Source organism: Tateyamaria armeniaca, assembly GCF_045797845.1.
GTDB classification, from domain to species: domain Bacteria; phylum Pseudomonadota; class Alphaproteobacteria; order Rhodobacterales; family Rhodobacteraceae; genus Tateyamaria; species Tateyamaria armeniaca.
In genome coordinates this window covers 2,208,381-2,231,171 of sequence record NZ_JBHDIY010000002.1, presented here as the reverse complement: position 1 = coordinate 2,231,171, position 22,791 = coordinate 2,208,381, and the positions used below count along the sequence as shown (strand labels likewise).

At 63.5% G+C, this 22,791-nt stretch carries 23 protein-coding genes, 1 pseudogene and 2 riboswitches; of the genes and pseudogenes, 21 read left to right on the top strand and 3 right to left on the bottom strand.

The features are described from left to right. Window positions 1–69 precede the first annotated feature (69 nt). Window positions 70–678: an HAD family hydrolase gene (locus ACERZ8_RS11260; RefSeq protein WP_407592284.1), complete on the bottom strand. Its 609-nt coding sequence runs from the start codon at window positions 676–678 to the stop codon at window positions 70–72. A 90-nt stretch (window positions 679–768) separates the two neighbouring features. Next, a riboswitch (cobalamin riboswitch) is annotated at window positions 769–975 on the top strand. 85 nt (window positions 976–1,060) lie between these two features. Between ACERZ8_RS11260 and ACERZ8_RS11255 the strand changes: the two genes are divergently transcribed. The 7 genes and pseudogenes from ACERZ8_RS11255 to cobJ all read left to right on the top strand — a co-directional run bounded on the left by ACERZ8_RS11255 (window position 1,061) and on the right by cobJ (window position 8,988). Continuing rightward, window positions 1,061–1,435 carry a DUF1636 family protein gene (locus tag ACERZ8_RS11255; RefSeq protein WP_407592283.1) on the top strand — a complete coding sequence of 125 codons (375 nt, stop codon included), beginning with the start codon at window positions 1,061–1,063 and terminating at the stop codon, window positions 1,433–1,435. Window positions 1,436–1,437: 2 nt separating this feature from the next. Continuing rightward, on the top strand, window positions 1,438–2,511 hold the full coding sequence (gene cobW / locus ACERZ8_RS11250) for a cobalamin biosynthesis protein CobW (RefSeq protein WP_407592282.1): 1,074 nt from the start codon (window positions 1,438–1,440) through the stop codon (window positions 2,509–2,511). A gap of 12 nt (window positions 2,512–2,523) precedes the next feature. Next, window positions 2,524–5,768, top strand: a pseudogene (gene cobN, locus ACERZ8_RS11245) (cobaltochelatase subunit CobN). After that, window positions 5,765–6,883, top strand: coding sequence for a cobalamin biosynthesis protein CobG (locus ACERZ8_RS11240; protein ID WP_407592281.1), 1,119 nt, complete (start codon window positions 5,765–5,767; stop codon window positions 6,881–6,883). The pseudogene cobN and the gene ACERZ8_RS11240 overlap by 4 nt, the downstream one beginning before the upstream one ends. Window positions 6,884–6,887: 4 nt before the next feature. Then, window positions 6,888–7,517 (top strand): precorrin-8X methylmutase, encoded by a 630-nt coding sequence (locus ACERZ8_RS11235; protein ID WP_407592280.1) that lies wholly within the window; start codon window positions 6,888–6,890, stop codon window positions 7,515–7,517. Next, window positions 7,514–8,242 (top strand): precorrin-2 C(20)-methyltransferase, encoded by a 729-nt coding sequence (locus ACERZ8_RS11230; protein ID WP_407592279.1) that lies wholly within the window; start codon window positions 7,514–7,516, stop codon window positions 8,240–8,242. The genes ACERZ8_RS11235 and ACERZ8_RS11230 overlap by 4 nt, the downstream gene beginning before the upstream one ends. Further along, window positions 8,239–8,988 (top strand): precorrin-3B C(17)-methyltransferase, encoded by a 750-nt coding sequence (cobJ, locus tag ACERZ8_RS11225; protein WP_407592278.1) that lies wholly within the window; start codon window positions 8,239–8,241, stop codon window positions 8,986–8,988. The genes ACERZ8_RS11230 and cobJ overlap by 4 nt, the downstream gene beginning before the upstream one ends. On the opposite strand, the gene ACERZ8_RS11220 is transcribed toward cobJ, so the two are convergent. Continuing rightward, window positions 8,964–9,716, bottom strand: coding sequence for a cobalt-precorrin-6A reductase (locus ACERZ8_RS11220; RefSeq protein ID WP_407592277.1), 753 nt, complete (start codon window positions 9,714–9,716; stop codon window positions 8,964–8,966). The genes cobJ and ACERZ8_RS11220 overlap by 25 nt on opposite strands. Here ACERZ8_RS11220 and cbiE point away from each other — a divergent pair. The 14 genes from cbiE (at window position 9,715) to ureG (ending at window position 21,560) form a co-directional block, all read left to right on the top strand. Next, window positions 9,715–10,905 carry a precorrin-6y C5,15-methyltransferase (decarboxylating) subunit CbiE gene (cbiE, locus tag ACERZ8_RS11215; RefSeq protein WP_407592276.1) on the top strand — a complete coding sequence of 397 codons (1,191 nt, stop codon included), beginning with the start codon at window positions 9,715–9,717 and terminating at the stop codon, window positions 10,903–10,905. The two genes, ACERZ8_RS11220 and cbiE, sit on opposite strands and share 2 nt — an antisense overlap. Further along, a complete protein-coding gene (locus ACERZ8_RS11210) occupies window positions 10,902–11,270 on the top strand; it encodes a cobalamin biosynthesis protein (protein WP_407592275.1) in 369 nt (122 codons plus the stop codon). The genes cbiE and ACERZ8_RS11210 overlap by 4 nt, the downstream gene beginning before the upstream one ends. Then, window positions 11,267–12,061 (top strand): precorrin-4 C(11)-methyltransferase, encoded by a 795-nt coding sequence (gene cobM / locus ACERZ8_RS11205; RefSeq protein WP_407592274.1) that lies wholly within the window; start codon window positions 11,267–11,269, stop codon window positions 12,059–12,061. Before ACERZ8_RS11210 ends, cobM begins: the two co-directional genes overlap by 4 nt. Further along, entirely contained in the window at window positions 12,054–13,367 is a 1,314-nt protein-coding gene (locus ACERZ8_RS11200) for a cobyrinate a,c-diamide synthase (RefSeq protein WP_407592273.1), read from the top strand. Before cobM ends, ACERZ8_RS11200 begins: the two co-directional genes overlap by 8 nt. Continuing rightward, window positions 13,364–14,083: a uroporphyrinogen-III C-methyltransferase gene (gene cobA / locus ACERZ8_RS11195; RefSeq protein WP_407592272.1), complete on the top strand. Its 720-nt coding sequence runs from the start codon at window positions 13,364–13,366 to the stop codon at window positions 14,081–14,083. The genes ACERZ8_RS11200 and cobA overlap by 4 nt, the downstream gene beginning before the upstream one ends. A gap of 149 nt (window positions 14,084–14,232) precedes the next feature. Beyond that, window positions 14,233–14,420: riboswitch (cobalamin riboswitch) on the top strand. A 51-nt stretch (window positions 14,421–14,471) separates the two neighbouring features. Further along, entirely contained in the window at window positions 14,472–15,149 is a 678-nt protein-coding gene (locus ACERZ8_RS11190) for an energy-coupling factor ABC transporter permease (protein ID WP_407592271.1), read from the top strand. 63 nt (window positions 15,150–15,212) lie between these two features. Further along, on the top strand, window positions 15,213–15,947 hold the full coding sequence (cobF, locus tag ACERZ8_RS11185) for a precorrin-6A synthase (deacetylating) (RefSeq protein ID WP_407592270.1): 735 nt from the start codon (window positions 15,213–15,215) through the stop codon (window positions 15,945–15,947). Window positions 15,948–16,065: 118 nt separating this feature from the next. After that, window positions 16,066–16,884: an urease accessory protein UreD gene (locus tag ACERZ8_RS11180; protein WP_407592269.1), complete on the top strand. Its 819-nt coding sequence runs from the start codon at window positions 16,066–16,068 to the stop codon at window positions 16,882–16,884. A 3-nt stretch (window positions 16,885–16,887) separates the two neighbouring features. Further along, window positions 16,888–17,190 carry an urease subunit gamma gene (locus ACERZ8_RS11175; RefSeq protein WP_407592268.1) on the top strand — a complete coding sequence of 101 codons (303 nt, stop codon included), beginning with the start codon at window positions 16,888–16,890 and terminating at the stop codon, window positions 17,188–17,190. Window positions 17,191–17,199: 9 nt separating this feature from the next. Beyond that, complete coding sequence (locus ACERZ8_RS11170; RefSeq protein ID WP_407592267.1) at window positions 17,200–17,505, top strand: urease subunit beta; 306 nt, start codon at window positions 17,200–17,202, stop codon at window positions 17,503–17,505. Window positions 17,506–17,982: 477 nt separating this feature from the next. Further along, complete coding sequence (gene ureC / locus ACERZ8_RS11165; RefSeq protein WP_407592266.1) at window positions 17,983–19,743, top strand: urease subunit alpha; 1,761 nt, start codon at window positions 17,983–17,985, stop codon at window positions 19,741–19,743. Window positions 19,744–19,852: 109 nt separating this feature from the next. Next, window positions 19,853–20,308 carry an urease accessory protein UreE gene (locus ACERZ8_RS11160; protein WP_407592265.1) on the top strand — a complete coding sequence of 152 codons (456 nt, stop codon included), beginning with the start codon at window positions 19,853–19,855 and terminating at the stop codon, window positions 20,306–20,308. Then, complete coding sequence (locus ACERZ8_RS11155) at window positions 20,305–20,937, top strand: urease accessory protein UreF (protein ID WP_407592264.1); 633 nt, start codon at window positions 20,305–20,307, stop codon at window positions 20,935–20,937. Before ACERZ8_RS11160 ends, ACERZ8_RS11155 begins: the two co-directional genes overlap by 4 nt. Beyond that, on the top strand, window positions 20,934–21,560 hold the full coding sequence (ureG, locus tag ACERZ8_RS11150) for an urease accessory protein UreG (RefSeq protein ID WP_407592263.1): 627 nt from the start codon (window positions 20,934–20,936) through the stop codon (window positions 21,558–21,560). Before ACERZ8_RS11155 ends, ureG begins: the two co-directional genes overlap by 4 nt. Window positions 21,561–21,648: 88 nt before the next feature. Here ureG and ACERZ8_RS11145 read toward each other — a convergent pair whose 3' ends face one another. Next, on the bottom strand, window positions 21,649–22,497 hold the full coding sequence (locus tag ACERZ8_RS11145) for a hypothetical protein (RefSeq protein WP_407592262.1): 849 nt from the start codon (window positions 22,495–22,497) through the stop codon (window positions 21,649–21,651). Window positions 22,498–22,791: the final 294 nt, after the last annotated feature.

The window sequence follows — 22,791 nt, the reverse complement described above, 5'->3', positions numbered from 1 at the left end:
GCGTCCTCCGCAGTTGGATGCTGGGTTGGTGCCATCATTTCGGTGCAGGTGCCAGAGGTCTTCGTCGGCTCAGGACATCTGATCAAGGAACGCGCCTAGGTCGTCGCGCGTTTCGTTGGTGAAATGAAAGCCCAACCAACCCCGGGCCCGTGCGGCATCCACGTTGCGTTTGATGTCGTCGATCAGCACATGAGTGTCTTGCGGGGCCCCGCTCCATGCCTCGATCTGTGCAAAGAATTCCGGATCGGGTTTGGCGTGGCCGATCCGACCTGAGGCGAACACGTTTTCGACCAGCCCGGCGAATCCCATCTCGCGTTCGATATAGATGGCGCGCCGTGCCTCGTTGTTGGTGCCGATCACATGTCGCAGCCCCGTGCGGTTCAGATGCCGCACGACTTCTGCGTCAGGCAACGCATCCTTAGCGAACCAGTAGGCCAGAAAATCATCCGCTTGCACATTGTGCCCTGCCTTGGTCAGCCAGTCTTGCAGCACATCGCGCAAATCGAGGTGGCCGCGCATGATCAAACCGACGCGGTCGGGGTGGAACAGGTGGGCGGCCAAAGCCGCTGCATCGATTCCCCAATCCGACCAAAGCGTGTCCGTCCACACAAAGCGCCCATCGACGACATTGGCGTTCAGGACACCGTCAAAATCCCAGATGATGACTGGAGCATTCAATTGGCTCTCCCAACTCCGCCGTTCATCGCACCCTAATGCAATGCGGATGGGTGCTCCATCTCCTTCATGCTTGACTCATCCCCTCACCCCGCGCACTACGGATGCGCTGGTGCCCGGGGATATCCGGGTGAAAAGGGAATGCAGACGGGGCACACGCTCCGAAACGCAGCCGCCCCCGCGACCGTGACCGGAGAGGTCGCCCAAAGCCACTGACCAAACGGGTCGGGAAGGCAGGGCAGCCGACAGGGAAACCTGACATCCGCAAGCCGGGAGACCTGCCAGCAAACGAAGTGACGAAACCGGACGGGGTGTTCCGGGTGTCGGGACACACCGGCCCTCGCGCCGCCCGCCATCCTCCCCTGCCCAAGCCCTTGGATGAGATATGAGCGTGTTGCCCCCCGTTGAGTTGCTGGTCTGCGTCAAATGCCGCCGCGAAACCGAAGTGCCCGAAGGCGGCACCCGCCCCGGCGAGATACTGCATGCCGAACTTGCTCGGCGCGCTATGCCCGAGGGTGTGACACTGAAGGCAGTCGAGTGCCTGTCGAACTGCTCCTCCGGGTGCTCTGTTGCTGTGCGCGGCGGCGGTGCGCGCTGGACCTATGTCTATGGCAACCTCATGGAAGACCGCGACGCTGACATGGTGGTCGACGGCATCGCCAAATACGCCGCAACCGCCGATGGCCTTGTGCCATGGCGCGAACGCCCCGAACATTTCCGCAAGAATTGCATCGCCCGCATCCCCCCGCAGGAGTTCTGACTATGTCTACGCCCCACCGAAACCCCAACCTCAACAAAATCCCCGTCACCGTGATCACCGGCTTTCTCGGCTCGGGTAAGACGACCCTTGTGCGCCACCTTATGCAGAACCCGCAGGGCAAGCGTCTGGCCGTGATCGTCAATGAATTCGGCGATGTGGGTGTGGATGGCGAAATCCTGAAATCCTGTGCCATCCCTGACTGCCCGGCGGAAAACATCATGGAACTGGCCAATGGCTGCATCTGCTGCACCGTGGCCGACGATTTCATCCCTACGATTGAGGCGCTGATGGCGCTGGATCCCCAACCCGAGCATATCCTCATTGAAACCAGCGGCCTTGCCCTGCCCAAACCACTGCTCAAGGCCTTTGACTGGCCCGACATCCGTTCGCGCATCACCGTGGACGGCGTGATCGCGCTGGCCGATGCCGAGGCAGTCGCCACAGGTCGCTTTGCCCCGGATGTGGCGCGCGTCGATGCGCAACGCCTCGCGGATGAGTCGCTGGATCATGAAACGCCTCTCTCCGAAGTGTTCGAGGATCAGATAAGTTGCGCTGACATCATCCTGCTGACCAAACCCGACCTTGCGGGCCCCGACGGCATCGCCAAGGCCAAGGCCGTGATCGCCGCTGAAACGCCCCGCCCGCTGCCAGTCGTGGAAGTGGCCGAAGGCGCAGTGGACCCGCGCGTGATCCTCGGGCTTGAGGCCGCCGCCGAGGACGACATGGACGCGCGCCCCTCGCATCACGACGGGCACGATGACCACGAACATGACGATTTTGAGAGCGTTATCATCGACATCCCCGAAATCACCGACCCTGCCGAACTGGTCGCTCGGATCGAGGCGATGGCCAAGGCTCAAAACATCCTGCGCGTCAAAGGCTATGCTGCCGTCACCGGAAAACCCATGCGCCTTCTGGTGCAGGCCGTTGGTGCCCGCGTGCGCCACCAATTCGACCGCCCGTGGGGGCCAAACGAGCCACGTCAGGGCCGTTTGGTCGTGATTGCCGAACATGACGACGTGAACAGCGAAGCCATCCGCGCCGCTTTGGTTCAGGTAGCGCAAGCCGCCGAGTAACAGGGACGCCCCATGCACGTCGTCTTTCGCGAAAGCCACGGGCTTGAAGAGACCGAGACACCGACCGATCTGGGGCAGACGCCCGCAGATCTGGTGGTGCTGTCGTTCTCGGACAGTGATCTGGGCGCGTTTGGGGCGGGCTGGCATCGCGGTGGTGGGGCGGACAAGATGCCGACCCTGCGGCTCGCCAATCTGGTGGGCCTGAAACACCCGCTGTCCGTCGACACCTATGTTGAACAGACGCTTGCGGGGGCAAAGGGCATCCTGATCCGACTGATCGGCGGCGTGCCCTACTGGTCGTACGGTTTGCAACAGGTCTATGCGCTGGCACAGGCCAAGGGCATCGCATTGGCCGTTCTGCCCGCAGACGGACGTGTGGACACGCGGCTGGATCAGATGTCGACGCTGCCGGTCTCGACCCTGCGGCGCCTTGCTCACCTTTGTGACACGGGCGGGGCCATCGCGGCGCAGGCGGCACTGGCGCAAATGGCTCTGGCCTCGGGCCTCTATGCAGGGCCGGTCAAGGGGGCCAAGGCACTGCCGATGGTCGGCGCATGGACGCCGGAACACGGCCTGTCCTGCCCGATGATCATCGCTGCGGACACCAGACCACTGGTCATCGTTACCTTTTACCGCGCCTATCTCGCCGCTGCCGACCTTTCCCCTATTGAGGCCTTGTTTGAAACCTTGGGCGCGCGCGGTTTTGCGGTGCTGGGCCTGTTCGCACCGTCCCTGAAAGCCCCCGATGCAGGTGCGTGGATGGCCCGCCAGATCACGCATCTGTCCCCCGTTTCAATCGTCAATGCCACCGCCTTTTCCGGCAAGGGGAGCAGCGGTGCGTCGCCGCTCGATGCCGCCAATGTCACTGTGTTTCAGGTGGCGCTGGCCACATCGACCCGCGAGATGTGGGCCGAGGCAGAACGCGGCCTGTCGCCTGCGGACCTTGCCATGCACTTGGTTCTTCCCGAAGTCGATGGGCGGTTGTTTGCGGGTGTGTCGTCGTTCAAAGAGCCTCAGGCGCGCGATGAAAGCCTGCAGTTTTCGCGCTACGCCCACAAGGCGGACATGGCACGCACTCAGGCCGTCGCGGACAAGGTCAAGGCTTGGACCGACCTTGCCGCCACCCCCGCCGCCGACCGCCACCTCGCGCTGGTCCTCAGCACCTATCCTGGCAAGGACTGGAATATGGCGCATGCCGTCGGGCTGGACGCGCTTGCCTCGGCTGATGCGATCCTGAGCGATTTGCAGGACGCCGGGCACAAGGTTCATACAGCGGACGTGCCGTTGGCAGATGCGCTTGGCTCTGATACAATCGCATGGCCGCTTGAGGCATATCGCGCGGCACTTGCCACGTTGCCCCAAAGCCTGCGCGATGATCTGCACGCGGCATGGGGCGATCCCAGTACCGAGGCACCGGACGGAATGTTCCATTTCCCGGCTGTGCGGCGCGGCAACGTCACAATCGCATTGCAACCCGAACGCGGAACGCGGTCGTTGCGCGATGACGAATATCACGACCTGTCGCGCACGCCCCGCCACGCGTATGTCGCCTTTTATCTCTGGCTGCGCACGCAGACCCAGGCCCTGATCCACATCGGCGCGCATGGCACGCTCGAATGGCTGCCAGGCAAATCAGTCGCCCTGTCCGATGCCTGCTGGCCAGAGGCGCTGACCGGCTCCACGCCCGTAATCTATCCCTTTATCGTCAACGACCCCGGCGAAGCGGCGCAGGCCAAGCGGCGCATTGGGGCGATGACCCTCGGGCATCTTCCCCCACCGATGAAGGACAGCGCCACGCCGGACCGCCTCTTGCGACTTGAAACCCTGCTGGACGAATTTTCCAATGCCGACGGGCTCGATCCCAAACGCCGGGACCGCTTGCAGGATGACATTCGTGCCGAAGCGCAGGCGCTGGGGGTCGAGGATGACCTTGGCCTCGCCCGCGCTTCTTCCACGGCCGAGGCGATCACTCGGATCGACCGTTTTGTCTGCGACATCAAGGAAAGCCAGTATGGCGACGGCTTGCACATCTGGGGCGAGGGTGCCGACACTGAACGCACCGCCCTGATTGATGCCCTGAACGGCAAGCGCATCGCCGGTGGACCGTCCGGTTCGCCCTATCGCGGACGCCGCGACGTTCTGCCGACGGGTCGTAACCTTTTCACCACCGATCCACGTTCTGTCCCGACCCGCGCCGCCTATGCGCAAGGCGTCAAGCTGGCCGAAGAGCTGGTGCGCCGGCATCTGCAGGACCATGGCGACTGGCCGCGCGGCTTGATCGTCGATCTCTGGGGCTCGGCCACGATGCGCACGGCGGGCGAGGAATTTGCCATGGCCCTGCATCTGTTGGGCGTCAAGCCGGTCTGGGATGCCGGATCGGAGCGGGTGTCGGGGATCGAGGTGTTGCCCATTACCGACCTCGACCGCCCGCGTCTTGATGTGACCTTGCGCGTCTCGGGCCTGTTCCGGGATGTGTTCCCGACCCTGTCTGCCCTGTTTTCCCAAGCCGTCCGCACGCTGGCCGCGCGGGACGAGGCGCCGGACTGGAACCCATACGCTGGACAAACACCGACAGCGCGGGTTTTGGACCAGCGCCGGGCAGCTTCGGCGTGGGCATGGGCGCGAATATTGAAACCTTCACCGAGGAAAGCCGCACAGCCGCCGGGCAGGCATGGCTGGCTGCCAGCGCCTACGCGCTGGATGGCGCCGATGCCGTCAAAGATCCGGACGGAATTCGCACACGGGTGGCAGCCGCCGACAGCTTCGTCCACCTGCAGGACCTGCCCGAAACCGACATCCTGCTGGCGTCCGACTATGCCGCGCACGAGGCCGGGTTCGCCGCTGCCCAAGCGATCACCGGAGGCACTGCCGCCCTCTATCACCTCGACAGCACGGACCCCTATCGCCCCCGCGCCCGCGCTTTGCCCGAGGAGATCGCCCGCGTCGTGCAGGCCCGTGCAGTGCAACCGGGCTGGCTCGCTGGCATGATGCGCCATGGCTTTCGTGGCGGGGCCGAAATTGCGGCGACGCTCGATCACATGGCCGCTTTTGCTCATCTGGCAGGTGTGGTGCAGCCGCATCTGTTCGACCTCTATCACGAGGCGACGTTGGGCGACCCGGCGGTCAGCGCCTTCCTTCAGGATGCCAATCCCGGGGCCTATCAGGCGATGCTCGACCAGTTCGCAGCACTTGATGCGGCAGGCCTCTGGCAGACAAGGCGCAATTCGATCCGCGCAGCCCTCGAGGCCGCGCAATGAGCGTCAAGGGATGGTGCCCGGGGGCCTATCGCCCGATGATGTCCGGCGATGGGCTAATCGTGCGGGTGCGGCCCCGGCTGGGGCGGCTGACGCGTGCGCAGATGCTCGGGCTGTGTGACATCTCGCAATCCCATGGCAACGGTATCATCGACCTGACCAGCCGTGCCAACCTGCAACTGCGCGGTATCAACAAGGATGGGCATCAAGGCGTGCTCAACGCCCTCCTTGCCCTCGACCTGCTCGATGATACGCCCGAGGCCGAAGCCAGGCGCAACATCGCCGTCACGCCGCTGTGGACTGACGGCGACCTGACAACACGGCTGCATGATCTGATCTGCGACGGGTTGAGCGATCTGCCTGACCTCCCGGCCAAGATGGGCATCGCCGTCGACACCGGACCGCGCCCCGTCCTGACCGACACGTCCGCCGATTTCCGCTTTGAACGCAGCGAAACAGGTGAATTGCTGTTGCGCGCCGACGGGGCACCAGCAGGCAAAGCTGTCACGGAAAGTGACGCCCTGCAAACCCTCGTCGAATTCGCAAATTGGTTCGTCGACACGAACGGCCCCACCGCCGGGCGCATGGCCGGGCACCTCAAAACCACTCCGCTGCCAGACATCTGGCAAGACACCTCCACAGTCCCCGCCGGGGATCGCCTCTGTCCGGGGCCTGCCATCGGCGGCACTGTCTATGGTGCACCGTTCGGCTCCATCGATGCCAAGGCCTTGACTGCGTTGGTCCATGACAGTCACACCACAGCCCTGCGCCTGACCCCGTGGCGCTTGTTCTTGCTGGAACAGGCCCAGCCCTGCGATGCGCAGGGTTTTGTCACCGATGGTGCCGATCCGCTCTTGCGCGTGCATGCCTGCCCCGGTGCCCCCGCCTGTGCCGCAGCGACGGTCGAAACCCGGATGATCGCCCGCGATCTGGCGGCACGCTACCCCGGCACGCTCCATATCTCGGGCTGCGCAAAAGGCTGCGCGCACCCGCGCCCTGCGGCCACGACCATCGTCGGTCACAACGACACGTTCGACCTTGTGGAACAAGGCCATCCATGGGATCAGCCCCGCCAGCGCGGGCTGTCCGCCACCGACCTCATGACGATCAAGGCCTGACCCCATGCCCTATGAATACCAGACCGATGGCGCGGCCATTTACCTGCAAAGCTTTGCGACCATCCGAGCCGAGGCCGACCTTGCCCGTTTTGACGCGGACGAGGAACAGGTGGCCGTGCGCATGATCCACGCTGCCGGCATGGTCGGGTTGGAAAAACACTGCCACTTCTCGCCCGGTTTCGTATCCGCCGCCCGGACCGCGCTGGAAAACGGCGCGCCTATCCTGTGCGATGCGCGCATGGTCTCCGAAGGGATCACGCGGCCCCGCCTGCCTGCCGACAACGCGGTGATCTGCACCCTGCATGACGATGCCGTGCACCCACTGGCGGCCAAGATGGGCAACACCCGCTCGGCGGCCGCGCTGGAACTCTGGCTGCCACATCTTGAGGGCGCGGTTGTCGCCATCGGCAACGCCCCGACGGCCCTGTTTCACCTGCTCAATATGCTCGAAGACCCCGACTGCCCGCGTCCCGCAGCCATCATCGGCTGCCCCGTGGGCTTTGTGGGCGCGGTGGAATCCAAGGACGCCCTCTGGGCCGACCAGCCCGTGCCCTGCTGCATCGTTCAAGGTCGCCTTGGGGGCAGCGCCATCACCGTCGCCGCCGTCAACGCCATCGCGAGCCGTAAAGAGTGAGCGCGGGCACCGTATATGGCGTCGGCCTCGGACCCGGCGATCCGGACCTGCTGAGCGTGCGCGCCGACCGGCTGGTGCGGGGTGCCCGCCACATCGCCTATTTCCGCAAGACGGGGCGTCCGGGGCAGGCTCGGACGCTGGCCAATGAACTGCTGCCCGAGGGTGTCATCGAGCATGCGATGGAATACCCCGTCACCACCGAAATCCCGCTGAGCGATCCGGCCTATAACGCCGCCCTCAGCGCCTTTTACACCGACTGCACCAAACGTTTGCGCATGCTTACGGATGCGGGCAAGGACGTGGTGGTGCTCTGCGAGGGCGATCCATTCTTTTATGGCTCCTTCATGCATCTTTACACCCGGCTCAAGGATGATGTGCCGGTCGAGGTCGTGCCCGCCATCACCGGCATGTCCGGCGCATGGACGGCCACAGGCGCGCCGATTACATGGGGCGATGACATCCTGACCGTGTTGATGGGCACATTGGATGAGGACATGCTTGCAAAGAATATGGCCAATGCTGACGCGCTGGTGGTGATGAAAATCGGGCGCAATATCGACAAGGTCCGCCGCGCCCTGCGCACGGCCGGACGATACGAGACCGCATGGCTGGTCGAATACGCCACAATGCCCAACCAGACCGTGCAAAAACTGTCAGACGCTGAGGGCAAAGTGACCCCCTATTTCTCGATCATCGTCGTGCACGGACAGGGGCGCAGGCCATGACCGGCTCGCTGGTGATCGCTGGCCTCGGCCCCGGAGACGACGCGCTGGTCACGCCCGAAGTCACCGCCGCCCTCGCCTGCGCCACGGACATCGTCGGCTACATCCCTTACGTCGCCCGCATCCCCGAACGGCCCGGCCTGACGCTGCATCCTTCGGACAACAGGGTCGAACTGGATCGCTCCCGCCATGCGCTAGAGATGGCCAGCGCGGGGCGCGATGTGGTTGTCGTCTCCTCCGGCGATCCCGGCGTATTTGCCATGGCCTCAGCCGTGTTCGAGGCGGTCGAGGCGGGGCCAGCAGAGTGGCGCAGCCTCGACATCCGCGTGCTGCCCGGCATCACCGCGATGCTAACCGCTGCCGCCCGTGCTGGGGCACCTCTGGGCCACGATTTCTGCGCCATCAACCTCAGTGACAACCTCAAACCCTGGGCGCTGATCGAACAGCGCCTTCGGCTCGCCGTGCAGGCTGATTTCGCGATGGCGTTCTACAATCCACGCTCCAAGTCGCGGCCCGAAGGGTTCGTGCGCACATTGGAGGTGCTGAAAGAGGCCTGCGCCGACAATCGCCCCGTGATCTTTGCCCGCAACGTCTCGCGCGCCGACGAACAGATCAGCGTCGTACCCTTGCAGGACACCCACGCGGACATGGCCGACATGCGCACGATGGTGATCGTCGGATCCAGCCAGACCCGCATCATCGAGACAGGAACCGCCCCAATCGTCTACACACCCCGGTCCGCGTCATGAGACAGCCAGGCCATCACCTCGGTCACGCTGTACGACTCAGCCCGTTCAGGGATCGCGGGCCGGTCGATCATAATGACAGGCAGGTGCAGAGCGCGCGCCGCCTCGATCTTGGCATAAGCGCCGATACCGCCTGCGTTCTTGGAAACCACCAGATCGATAGCGTGCTCTTGCATCAGAGCGCGGTCATCATCGGACGTAAACGGCCCACGCGACACCAGCACGTAATGGTCGGAAAAGGGCGGCGGGCTGCTTGGCGGGTCGACCAGGCGCAACAGATAGAAATGCTGCGGATTGGGCGCAAATTCATCCAGATGCATGCGCCCGACGGCCAGCATGATACGGGCGGCGGGCCGATCAAGAGCGGCCACCGCACTGGCAATATCCGGAACATGGGTCCAGTCATCGCCCGCTTGCTCGATCCACGGTGCGCGGGTCAGCGCGATCAATGGCACACTTTCCGCGGCACAGGCGGCGACAGCGTTGCTGCTCATCTGCGCGGCGAACGGGTGCGTCGCATCGACCACATGGGTCACGTCATGGGCCGCAAGGTAGTCGCGCAGGCCCTCCACCCCACCGAACCCGCCGACGCGTTGCGGCAAGGCCTGGCGCTTGGGGCGCGCGACGCGGCCTGCAAAGCTGACTGTGCCCGCGATACCGGCCGCCGCGACCGCTGCACCCAACGCGGTCGCTTCGGTCGTGCCCCCGAGGATCAGGAGGTTAACGCCCATGTCTGATACCCCCTGGCTGACCATCATTGGCATTGGCGAAGACGGGGTTGCCGGGCTAAGTGCGCGAAGTCAAGCGGCCCTGCGCGCGGCAGAGGTGATCATGGCCCCGCCCCGCCATCTTGACCTGCTGGGCGAAACCCAAGCGCGCACCATCCCGTGGCCCGTGCCCTATCGCGACGGGCTTGATCAGCTTAAAACCTTGCACGGGCAGCGCGTGGTCGTGCTGGCCTCGGGTGATCCGTTCTGGTTCGGGGCCGGGTCCGTGATTGCGCAGCAATTTGAGGCACAGGACTGGGTCGCGCATCCCGGACCATCCTGCTTTGCCTTGGCGGCCAACCGTTTGGGCTGGGCGCTGGACAAGACCGCGTGCCTCGGTCTGCATGCCGCACCAATGGCGCGTCTGCGCCGCCATCTCGCCCGCGACAGCCGTGTGATTGTTACGTTGCGCGATGGATCATCCGTCAGTGATCTGACAGGCTACCTGATTGATCAGGGCTTTGGCGACAGTATGCTCAGCATCTTCGAACATCTCGGCGGCCCACAGGAAAACATCGCCACGGCAGGAGCCTCCGCTTTGCAGGGCACGTTCGATCATCCGGTTTGCGCCGCAATCCACATAGCAGGCCCGGGTCAAGCCCTGACCGTCGCCACCGGACAGAGTGATGACACGTTCGAGCATGACGGGCAGATCACCAAGCGCCCCGTCCGTGCCATCACCCTATCCACGCTGGCACCGAAACCCGGCGAACACCTTTGGGACATTGGCGGGGGATCAGGCTCCATCGCTTTGGAATGGCTCCTCGCCCATGCCAGCACGCGCGCCACCTGCGTTGAACCGCGCACGGATCGGGCCGCACGGATTGCGGAAAATGGCAAAAAGCTTGGCGTCGAAAGTCGCCTCACGGTCGTGACAGGTGCAGCACCCGAAGCGCTCACAGGTCTCGATACCCCCGACGCGATCTTTGTCGGGGGTGGCTTGGATGATGCGATGCTTGATGCGGTCATGGACCAATCCGCCCGCCTTGTGATCAACGCGGTGACGCTGGAGGGCGAGGCGCGCCTTGCACATGCGCACACCCGTCACGGGGGCGCGTTGATGCGCATCGACATCGCAAATGCCAAACCGCTGGGCGCCAAGCGCGGTTGGGCTGCGTCCTATCCCGTCGTGCAGTGGAGCCTGATCAGATGATTGTTGCAGGGTTCGGATTCACCAGCCGCGCAACGGCTGACAGTCTGCGCGCCGCCCTTGAGGCGACGGGCCATCGAGGCGACGTGACGTTGCTCGCCGCCCCGCGGGACAAGGCGATGCAACCCGCCCTGCTGGACCTGTCCAAAGAGATGCGCGTCATGATCGTCGCCATAAACGACCGCAAGTTGGAAGCGGCCCAAACCCGCACCCAATCCGCCCTCAGCCGCCTGCTGCGCCGCACAGGGTCAGTGGCCGAGGCCGCAGCCCTCGCAGCCATAAAATCAAACGCGAGACTGATCACGTCCCGCCACATATCCAAAGACCGGCAGGCGACATGCGCTATTGCCACAGGAGCCGACACATGACTGTCCACTTTATCGGCGCAGGCCCCGGCGCGCCTGACCTGCTGACCTTGCGCGGGCGCGATCTGATCGCGGCCAGCCCGGTCTGCCTATATGCCGGATCGCTGGTGCCCGAGGCGATCCTTGGCCACTGTCCGCCCGATGCGCGGGTGGTGAACACCGCCGCCATGGACCTTGACCAGATCATGGAGGAAATCGGCGCCGCGCACGCCAAGGGGCAGGACATCGCCCGCCTCCATTCGGGCGATCTGTCAGTCTGGTCTGCGATGGGCGAACAGTTGCGCCGCCTCAAGGCCGCTGACATCCCGTTTACGGTGACCCCCGGCGTGCCTTCGTTTTCCGCCGCCGCAGCGGCCTTGGGCGCAGAATTGACCCTGCCCGGCGTCACCCAATCCGTCGTGCTGACGCGCACGCCCGGGCGCGCCTCGTCCATGCCGCCGGGTGAAACACTGACCAACTTTGCCGCCACCGGTGCGACACTGGCCATCCACCTGTCAATCGGCAACCTCACCCAAGTGATCACCGACCTCACCCCCGCCTACGGGGCCGACTGCCCCGTCGCCGTGGTCTACCGCGCAAGCTGGCCGGATCAGCAGGTGATCCACGCCACGCTTGCCACGTTGGCCGAAGCGATGACCGACAACATCTCGCGCACCGCCCTGATCCTTGTGGGGCGCGCCATCGGGGCTGAACAGTTCGACGAAAGCTGCCTTTACGCCCCGGACTATGACCGCCGCTACCGCCCCCAAACTGCAGACAGCCTTTGGGCCAGCTGGAGCCACGGCGATGACTAATCCCCCCGGTCTCATGATCTCTGCGCCCGCATCCGGCACTGGTAAGACCACCGTGATGCTGGGCCTGCTGCGCGCTTTGCGCGACGACGGCCTGACGGTACAGCCCTATAAATCCGGACCCGACTACATCGACCCGGCCTTTCATCTGGCCGCTGCGGACCGCGCGTCGTTCAACTTTGACACCTGGGCGATGGATGGCGACCTGCTAGGCGGCATCGCCGCACAACGCGAAACCGCAGATATCTGCGTGGCCGAAGGGTCCATGGGCCTTTTTGACGGTGTCGCGACACGTGGCCAATCGGGGTTCGGATCCAGCGCGGAAACAGCGCTCGCCATGGGCTGGCCGGTCATTCTTGTGATCGACGTGGGCGGGCAGGCGCAGTCTGCGGCGGCAACGGCCCTCGGGTTCAAAATGTACAACCCCGATCTGCCCTTTGCAGGTGTGATCCTGAACCGGGTGGCAAGCCCGCGACACGAGCGGCTGACACGGCTGGGGATGGAGCGGGCTGGGGTCACAGTCCTTGGTGCCCTGCCCCGGCGCGGCGATCTGAAACTGCCCGAACGGCATCTGGGTTTGATCCAGGCGGTCGAGCATCCGGATCTTGAGGCCGCGATTGCGGGCTATGCGGAATTCCTGCGCGACAATGTCGATCTTGAGGCATTGAAACAGGCGGCAAGCGCAGGTGCGGCACTGCCCACAGGCCCCTTGCCTGCCCCACCCGCCCAGCGCATCGCATTGGCGCGGGACGCGGCATTCTCGTTTACCTATCCCCATCTGCTGACTGGCTGGCGCGCAGCGGGGGCCGAAATCCTGCCGTTTTCTCCGCTGGCCGATCAGGCACCGGACCCGTCCGCCGATCTGGTCTGGTTGCCCGGCGGTTATCCCGAACTCCACGCAGGCACCCTCGCTGCGGCGGAAAAGTTCAAGGCAGGCTTGCGCCAACATGCGCAATCCAAACCTGTGCACGGCGAATGCGGTGGCTACATGGCTTTGGGTGAAACACTGATCGACAAGGATGGCACAGCGCACGCCATGGCCGGGCTGCTTGGCCTTGTTACGTCATACGAAAAACGGAAATTCAACCTTGGCTACCGCCGCGCTGTGTTGGAGCGTGCAATGCCGGGCTTTGGCGCCGGTGCGGCGTTGCGCGGGCACGAATTCCACTATTCCTCGATCCTTGATCAGCCAGACGCCCCGCTGGCCGCCGTCTTTGATGCTGATGGCAATCCGGTGGCACAGACCGGATCACACAATGGGCACGTGACAGGCACGTTTTTCCATCTGATCACAGGAGAGCCCGAATGACCGGGTTCGTCAGCTTTGTTGGCTCGGGCCCCGGCGATCCGGAACTGCTGACACTCAAGGCTGTGGATCGTCTGAAACGGGCCGATGCGGTGCTGTTTGACGACCTCTCCGCAGGGCCGATCCTGACCCATGCGCGCAGTGGCGCGGACCTTGTGGGCGTGGGCAAGCGCGCTGGCCGCCCCTCGCCCAAGCAGAACCATGTTAGCCAATTGCTGGTGGACTATGCCGAGACCGGGCAGCGCATTGTGCGCCTGAAATCAGGCGATGGCGGTACGTTTGGTCGGCTCGAGGAAGAGATCGACGCCCTCAAAGCCGCTGATATCCCTTATGAAATCATTCCCGGCGTGCCATCAGCCTGCGCGGCGGCAGCGGCAGCAGGCATTCCATTGACCCGGCGGCTGACGGCGCGGCGCGTGCAGTTCGTGACCGGACATGATGTGCGCGGGGCCTTGCCTGACGATCTGAACCTTGCCGCATTGGCGGACGCGCAGGCGACCACGGTTGTGTTCATGGGTCAGCGTACATTCCCGGATTTCGCCGCGATGCTGATGGAGGCCGGACTGCCCGGAGACACTCCCGCCCTGCTCGCCGAAGGGGTCAGCACACCCGCGCAGGCCCTGCACCGGATGAGCGTCGCCGACCTCGCGGCCAAACTGCGCGAAGGTGTCAGCGATGCACCTGCCCTGATCCTTTACGGCGCGCTTGCGACGGAGTGACGAAATCGGACTGATTTTCGCCAGATAGTCTCGGGCGAGGGTGCTCAGCCCTATGGTCAAAACCCTTCACCGTCCAACCGCCGGGCCCAACGCGGCATTTCCGTCGTTCCAAATGCCGCTTCCGGACTTGTTCGACCCCGGAATCAATGTAAACGTGGGTTTACGATGGTGGCCTCGCAAGAGGTCTGAAAAGGGAACCGGGTGACAAATCCCGGACTGCCCCCGCAACTGTGACCGGCGAGCGGCCCGGCAATTACCACTGACCCGAAAGGGTTGGGAAGGTTCGGCCCCGCAGCGACCCGCAAGTCAGGAGACCTGCCATCGAAAACGAAACATGCCGGGAGACCGGTCAAAATGCCGCCGGGCGGGTGGCAAGGAGAGAGACAAGATGCATATCGAACCGGGCGTCGTGGATGGCGCAAAAATGGTCTTCGCTTACGGATCAGCAGCCGCTGCTGCGGGCTATTCGCTGAAACTGGCAGCAAACGACCTGAAATTCGCCAATGTTCCGGCCTTCGTGGTGCGCGCAGCACTCGCGACGGTAGGCACTTTCGTCTTTTTCGAAGTGCTGCCCCATTTCTCGGCAGGCATCTCCGAAGTGCACTTCATCCTCGGCACCACGCTCTTCCTTCTGCTCGGCGCTGGTGCGGCGGCGGCGGGGCTGGTCCTAGGTCTACTTTTGCAAGGCACGTTCTTTGCCCCCACAGACTTGCCGATGTTCGCTGTGAACATGACCACGCTGCTGTTCCCGCTCTTTGCGTTGCACGCGTTGGCCAAACGCATCGTGCCCGAGGCCAAGGCCTATGTCGATCTGGACTACGCACAGGTCCTCAAGATGTCCGCCGTCTATCAGGGCGGGATCATCGCATGGGTCGCGTTCTGGGCGATCTACGGTCAGGGCTTTGGCTCGGAGAACATTCAATCGATCGTGACCTTCGGTGCTGCCTATGCCCTCGTTATCTTGATCGAGCCTCTGGCGGACCTTGCTGTCCTTGCCGCCGCCAAAGGCGCGCGCAACTGGAAAACCGGCAACCTGTTCACACACCGCCTGTTCAACGCGGCCTGAACGCGACCACAGTGACCACAAGGGCTGCGCCATCCCGCGCGGCCCTTTTTCGTGAGTAAGACCATGATCGACCTGCACCTGATTGGCATCGGCACCGGCAATCCCGACCATCTGACGGGAGAGGCGCGACGCGCCATTGCGCAAGCCGATCTGTTTCTGGTGCCGCACAAACCGGGCAAATCCGATCTGGCCGACCTGCGCACGCAGATCATCGCCGATGTGCGGGACGATGCCAAAATCGCCCTGTTCGACATGCCTGTGCGGGATGATAGCCTACCCTATCTGGCCCGCGTGGACGCGTGGCATGACGAGATTGCCCGCATCTGGGCCGACACCATCGCCGCGCATCCCGACGCCCGAACCGTCGCTCTGCTGGTCTGGGGTGACCCGTCGCTCTATGACAGCACCCTGCGCATCGCAGCACGGCTACAGCCTGCCCCACGCCTGCATGTGGTGGCGGGCATCACCTCGGTGCAGGCGCTGACAGCGGCGCACGCAATCCCCATCAACACGCTCAACGCGCCGGTGACGATCTCGACCGGCAGACGGCTGCGAGATCACGGTTGGCCTCAGGGCTGCGAGACGCTCGTGGTGATGCTGGACGGAGAGTGCACGTTTCAAACACTCGATGGCGATGCATATGATATCTGGTGGGGCGCCTATCTGGGCATGCCTGAGCAGATCCTCGAAGCGGGGCGGCTGAGCGATGTGAGCGCCCGCATCATCAAGCGCCGGGCAGAGGCGCGCGCGGCCCATGGCTGGATCATGGACACTTACTTGCTGCGCCTGCGTGCCTAAAAATTAGGCGCTGTGCCGAAGCTGTCATCTTGTGTCGAACCGAAGTCTGGCACTGTGCTTTGCACAATGCTCTTATCGGAAGGTCCACCGCCAAACAGAGCCCTGAATGACCGCACATATGCCTTTGACGACAACACGGCCCACGCAACCGCGTGCAATCGGGTCTGTGCGTTTGTCGACCAAGACGCAAGGCTCGCAATCCGTGCTGGACGGGCTCTATCAACAAGGGGCGGCCAAGGCCGTCTTTCCCCGCGCAAACAAGGGGCTGACGGCAGTCCTGCTGAACACGTCTGGCGGCGTGACAGGCGGCGATCGTTTCACGTATGAGGCCGCCGCAGGCACCGGCACACACCTCACGCTCACGACCCAGGCCTGCGAACGGGCCTACCGCGCGCAACCGGGTGAGGTTGGACGGATTAACACCACCTTGCGCATCGCAGATGGGGGTAGCCTGTGGTGGCTGCCACAAGAAACGCTGATCTTTGACGGCTGCGCGTTGGAGCGTCGGCTGGTCTGTGAGATCACCGGGTCCGGCACCGCGTTGATCGTCGAACCAATATGCATCGGTCGGCTGGCCATGGGAGAGGCGCAGGTGCAGGGACAGATTCGCGACCGGATCAGCATCACCCGTAACGGCGCGCCGCTTGTGCAGGATGCCTGGGTCTTGCGCGGCAACATGGCTGAACAGATGAAACATGCGGCCTCGGGTGGTGGGGCTGCCGCCATGGTCAGCCTCACCTACATCGCACCGAATGCCGAAGCACAGCTTGACCCCCTGCGCGCGCTTCTGCCTGACACTGGTGGTGCCAGCCTCCTGCGCCCCGACGTGCTGGTTCTGCGCCTGCTGGCCCCATCGGGATACCACCTGCGCCGCCATCTTCTCCCCATTCTCGACCACCTGACCCACGGCGAAATGCCACTCTGCTGGAGACTTTGACCCATGCAACTCACGCCCCGTGAAAAGGACAAACTTCTGATATCCATGGCCGCCGAAATGGCGCGCAAACGCCTTGCGCGCGGCGTGAAGCTGAACCACCCAGAGGCCATCGCCCTGATCACCGACGCCGTGGTCGAGGGGGCGCGCGACGGCCATTCCGTAGCGCATATGATGGAGGCAGGTGCACAGGTCATCACCCGCGACCAGTGCATGGAAGGTGTGCCTGAGATGATCCATGACGTGCAGGTCGAAGCCACCTTTCCCGATGGCACAAAGCTGGTGACCGTCCACAACCCCATTCGCTAGGAGCTTGATATGATCCCCGGAGAAGTCATTCCCGCCGCAGGCAACATCGAACTCAACAGCAGTTCCGAGGCGATCACGCTGCATGTGGCCAACACCGGTGACCGACCTGTTCAGGTGGGCAGCCACTATCACTTTGGCGAGGCCAATGCCGCGCTGGAATTTGACCGTGACGCCGCGCGCGGCATGCGTCTGGATGTTGCGGCAGGCACTGCCGTGCGGTTTGAACCGGGGCAGGAACGCGACGTGCAACTGATCCCGCTGTCAGGGGACCGGAAGGTATTTGGGTTCAACCAGAAGGTTATGGGGGCGCTGTGAGGGTCACCAACGCCCCGAAGGATGACCTCGAACGGCACTACGCCGCACAAAGGATCGCCCCCGGCCCGAGGGTGGGGGCATCGCCCCCGCCCTGGGGGGCGGGTCGGGGGCGATCCGGCCCGCTGCGCGGTCCGGGTACAAAACTCGTACGGATCACCGCGACACTCACAACTGTTTTGGCCGCCGGCTGCGCCCCTCAGATCGAGGTTCGCTCTCCTGAACAAATACTGCTCCTGACTGGAACAAGAGGCACATGTTTTGTGGGTTGCAATGTCCGCGTTGAACTCGCCGATGGTTCCAAGTGCCGCGGTTTCTCTGCCGGATTGAGTGATGGTTTTCCTTTCGGTGCAGCAATCTATTGCGACGGGCGGCCTGACCAAGAACTGGGTTCCGACACTCTCAAAAAAGGCCTTCCGGTTCCGGGAACACTCGACGGAGACCCGGTTTTGGTGACACTGAACTAAGGACACAACTGACATGCCCACATCCATCTCCCGCCGCGACTACGCAGCCATGTTCGGTCCCACCGTGGGCGACAAGGTGCGTCTCGCTGACACCGACCTGATCATCGAGGTCGAGCGTGACCTGACCGCCGAAGCCGCAGGCGCCGCCGCAACCGGGGGCAGTGGCGACAACGCCATGCTCTATGGTGAAGAGGTCAAGTTCGGCGGTGGCAAGGTCATCCGCGACGGCATGGGGCAATCGCAGGTCACGCGGGCGCAAGGGGCCGTCGACACTGTCATCACCAACGCGCTCATCGTCGACCATACCGGCATCATCAAGGCCGATGTGGGCCTCAAGGACGGACGCATCGCCGCCATCGGCAAGGCAGGCAATCCCGACACGCAGCCCGGCGTCAACATCATCATCGGCCCGGGCACCGAAGCCATTGCTGGCGAAGGTAAGATCCTGACTGCCGGTGGCTTTGACAGCCATATTCATTTCATCTGCCCTCAACAGATCGAGGACGCGCTGCATTCCGGCCTGACGACGATGCTGGGTGGCGGCACAGGCCCCGCACATGGCACGCTGGCCACCACGGTCACGCCGGGGCCATGGCATCTGGGCCGGATGCTGCAGGCGGCGGATGCCTTCCCGATGAACCTCGCATTCGCGGGCAAGGGCAACGCCTCGCTACCTGCCGCTTTGGAAGAACAGATCAAGGGCGGTGCCTGTGCCCTGAAACTGCACGAGGATTGGGGCACGACCCCGGCGGCCATCGACTGCTGCCTGTCGGTCGCCGACGACATGGACGTGCAGGTGATGATCCACACCGACACGCTCAATGAATCCGGCTTTGTCGAAAACACCGTGGCGGCGATGAAGGGACGCACCATCCACGCCTTCCACACCGAAGGCGCAGGCGGTGGACACGCGCCTGACATCATCAAGATCTGTGGGGAGGAACATGTGCTCCCCTCCTCCACCAACCCCACGCGGCCCTTCACGGTGAACACGCTCGAGGAACACCTCGACATGCTCATGGTCTGCCACCACCTCGACAAATCCATCCCCGAAGACGTAGCATTCGCGGAAAGCCGCATCCGGCGCGAAACCATCGCCGCCGAGGATATCCTGCACGACATGGGCGCGTTTTCGATCATCGCGTCGGACAGTCAGGCCATGGGCCGTGTGGGCGAGGTGCTGATCCGCACGTGGCAAACCGCGGACAAGATGAAGAAACAGCGCGGGTCGCTGCCAGACGAAACCGGCGACAACGACAATTTCCGCGTGCGCCGCTATATCGCGAAATACACGATCAACCCGGCCATAGCGCACGGGATCGCGCATGAGATTGGCTCCATCGAAGTCGGCAAACGGGCCGATCTGGTGCTGTGGAACCCGGCGTTTTTCGGAGTGAAGCCTGAGATGGTCCTGCTGGGTGGCACCATTGCTTGCGCGCAAATGGGTGACCCCAACGCCTCGATCCCCACGCCCCAGCCGGTCTATTCCCGGCCCATGTTCGGAGCGTACGGCCGGTCGGTCGAACGCTCTGCCGTAACCTTCGTGTCTGCCGCCGCCCAAGGCGACGGGATCGGTGCGTCCCTGGGCCTGCACAAGGACACAGTGGCCGTGCAAAACACCCGCCAGATCGGCAAGAAAGACCTCAAACTGAACGACGCCACGCCCCATGTCGAAGTGCACCCCGAAACCTACGAAGTGCGCGCGGACGGAGAGTTGCTGACATGCGCACCTGCCGAAGTGCTGCCCATGGCGCAGCGATACTTTCTGTTTTGATGTCACACCCGGCCTTAAGCCGGGCAGCCCCCGACCGCCCCCTCCGGGGGCGGGGGCTTCACCCCCACCCGCGGTCCTGGGCCGCCCTCAGCGCTGATGAACAAACCACATGCTAACCGCACAGACCTACCAAAATCACCTTCACGCCACCCCTGCCGACCACGTGTCCCTCACCTACGAGGACCGCTTTCTGCGGCGCAAGGTGCTTACCCTTGCCTCGGGCACACAACTGCTGGTGGACCTGCCCCAAACCACGTCGCTCGACCATGGCGGCGCGCTCATCACGACCGAGCAGACCGAAATCCGAATTGATGCGGCCCCAGAACCGCTGCTCGAGGTCACCGGCGACGCCCTCCACCGCATCGCGTGGCACATCGGCAACCGCCACACGCCAGCCCAGATCGAAGACACCCGCATCCTGATCCAGCGCGACCACGTGATGGCCGATATGCTCGCCAAAATCGGAGCCACAACCCGCGAGGTCACCGAATCCTTCACCCCCGAGGGCGGCGCCTATGGCCATGGGCGCACGCACGGGCACGACCATACCCACAGCCACACATGAACGATCCGGCCCTCACCCTTATGCAATGGCTCTCGCCCGCCTTTCCGGTCGGGGCCTTCGCCTATTCCCACGGGCTGGAACAGGCCATTGCCGACGGGCAGGTCAATGATGCGGCGTCGCTGCAGGACTGGATCGCAGTGCTGATCACCCAAGGCTCGGCGCGGGCCGATGCGATACTGCTGGCAGCGGCCTACACCGCTGATGACCCAGCACAGATCGACGCGACCGCACGCGCCTTTGCCGCAAGTGCCGAGCGGTTGAAAGAGGCAGACCTGCAAGGCACGGCCTTTTGCGACACCGCGCGGGCGGTCTGGGGTATCGACATCAGCACCCTCACCTATCCCGTGGCTGTCGGCACAGCGGCGCGCGCGATGTCGGTGCCGCTCGACCAGACGCTGCCGCTCTACCTGCATGCCTTCGCCTCCAACCTTATCGCAGCCGCACAACGGTTGATGGCACTGGGACAAACCACAGGGCAACAGGTGCTGGCCGACCTCGCCCCCGCCATCACCGCCACGGCAACAGAGGCGGAAACCACACCTCTTGACGCCCTTTCTGCCACCAGCTTTGCCGCCGACGTCGCAGCCATGCGCCACGAAACCCTTTCACCAAGGATATTCCGCACATGACACAACTCAACGGCCCTCTGCGCATTGGCATCGGCGGCCCTGTCGGCGCGGGCAAGACCACGCTCACCGCCGCACTTGCCACCGCGCTCAAGGATCAGCACTCCATCGGGGTCATCACCAACGACATCTACACCCAGGAAGACGCAGAAGAGCTGATGCGGCGGCAAATCCTGCCGCAGGACCGGATCATCGGGGTCGAAACCGGGGGCTGCCCGCACACCGCCATCCGCGAGGATGCGTCGATCAATCTGGCGGCGGCGGCCGAAATGCGCGCCCGACACCCGGACATCGAAGCGATCCTGATCGAATCCGGCGGCGACAACCTCAGCGCCACTTTCTCGCCGGAACTGGCGGACATCACGCTCTATGTCATCGATGTGGCAGCGGGCGAGGAAATCCCGCGCAAAGGCGGGCCGGCGATCACCCGCTCGGACCTGTTGATCATCAACAAGACCGACCTCGCGCCGCATGTCGGGGCCTCGCTTGAGGTGATGGAGCGGGACGCCACAAAAATGCGCGCAGGCCGCCCCTTTGTCTTTTCCGCCTTGCGCCACGGGCAGGGGGTCGAGGACATTGTGACCCACATCCGCGCGCTCTCGGGGCTGGGTCTGACCACGGCCTGAACAGCAAAACGGGCCGAATTGTGTTGCCACAAACAATCCGACCCGTCCTTGCCGCCCTGCGTGGTGGCTGTGCGCGGCAAGCCTTGGATCAGCCGATCACGACTTTGAACTTCTTGAACGCCTTGAAGAGGCCTTCAATCGTGTCCTTCTGAACAAAACTGTCCTTGGGTTCGTTTTTCTGGATCAGGGCAAAGATCTGCTTGGCTGTCGTCTTGTCGCCGCTCATCCAGGCGTTGACCATGTCCTCGACCCGGTTTTTCAGCTTGGGATCCTTGGGTTTGTCAAAACCGCACATCGACAGTTTCTTGGTGTCGACCTCAAAGGCGCCCGCATTGGTCAGGCCCTTGCCGGTCTTGATGGCGTCAATCACCTCTTCGATACTGACTTTCAGACGGGCTTTGTTGATCGCGTATTTGGCAAGTTCGCGCGCCCCGCTTTTGTTGCCGCGCATCATCTCGGCCAGAATTCCGCGCACCGACGCAGCATCTGTCAGGTTCAGGCGCACCATAATGCTGTTTACGTCGCCGTATTTCTTTTCACCGGCCTGAAACAGCTTCTGGGTGTGGACCTTCTTGAAGGTCGGGGATTTGCTTTCGTCAAAGAACTCGGGAAAGATCTCGGTTTCCAGAAAGGTGCGGCAGTTGGCCTCGACAAGGTCCAGAATACCCTTCCACAGACGGGGGTCATAGTTGTCCTCCGTCACCAGATCGGTGGCGTTCTGCGTGATGTGGCGCGGCAGGGAAATCGGGGTGCGCGAGCGTTCGGCAATGTACTCGGAAAACACCGCATCCGCCGCAGGTGGGTTGATCAGGAACTTGAACCGGTGACGCACCTCGGGCGACGTAAAGGTTTGCATCATCAATTTGGTCAACTCGCGTTCACGCAAAAGTTCCGCAACGGTGCTGGGATAGGTAATTCCGCCGATCTTCTGAGCCATCAAATATCTCCGTATCAAAGGACGCTGTCTGCGCCGGGCTATGAGGGGGAAACACGAGGGCGGCCGGGATTATTCACGCCAATGTGAAAGATTTTTGTGCCCCGCTGGTGGGCGGTAGGAGATGGGCTCGCAACGTACGCTGCGTTCACACATGGCGAAATGCACCACTTCGGTGCACGGGGTGCACACAGGTTGTGTACGGGTTGTGCATCGCCAAATTCGGCGTAAACCATTCCAAATCAGAGGTAAATTCGCCGCACGATGAGAATTGGGCAAAGGCTAACGGCGCACGCG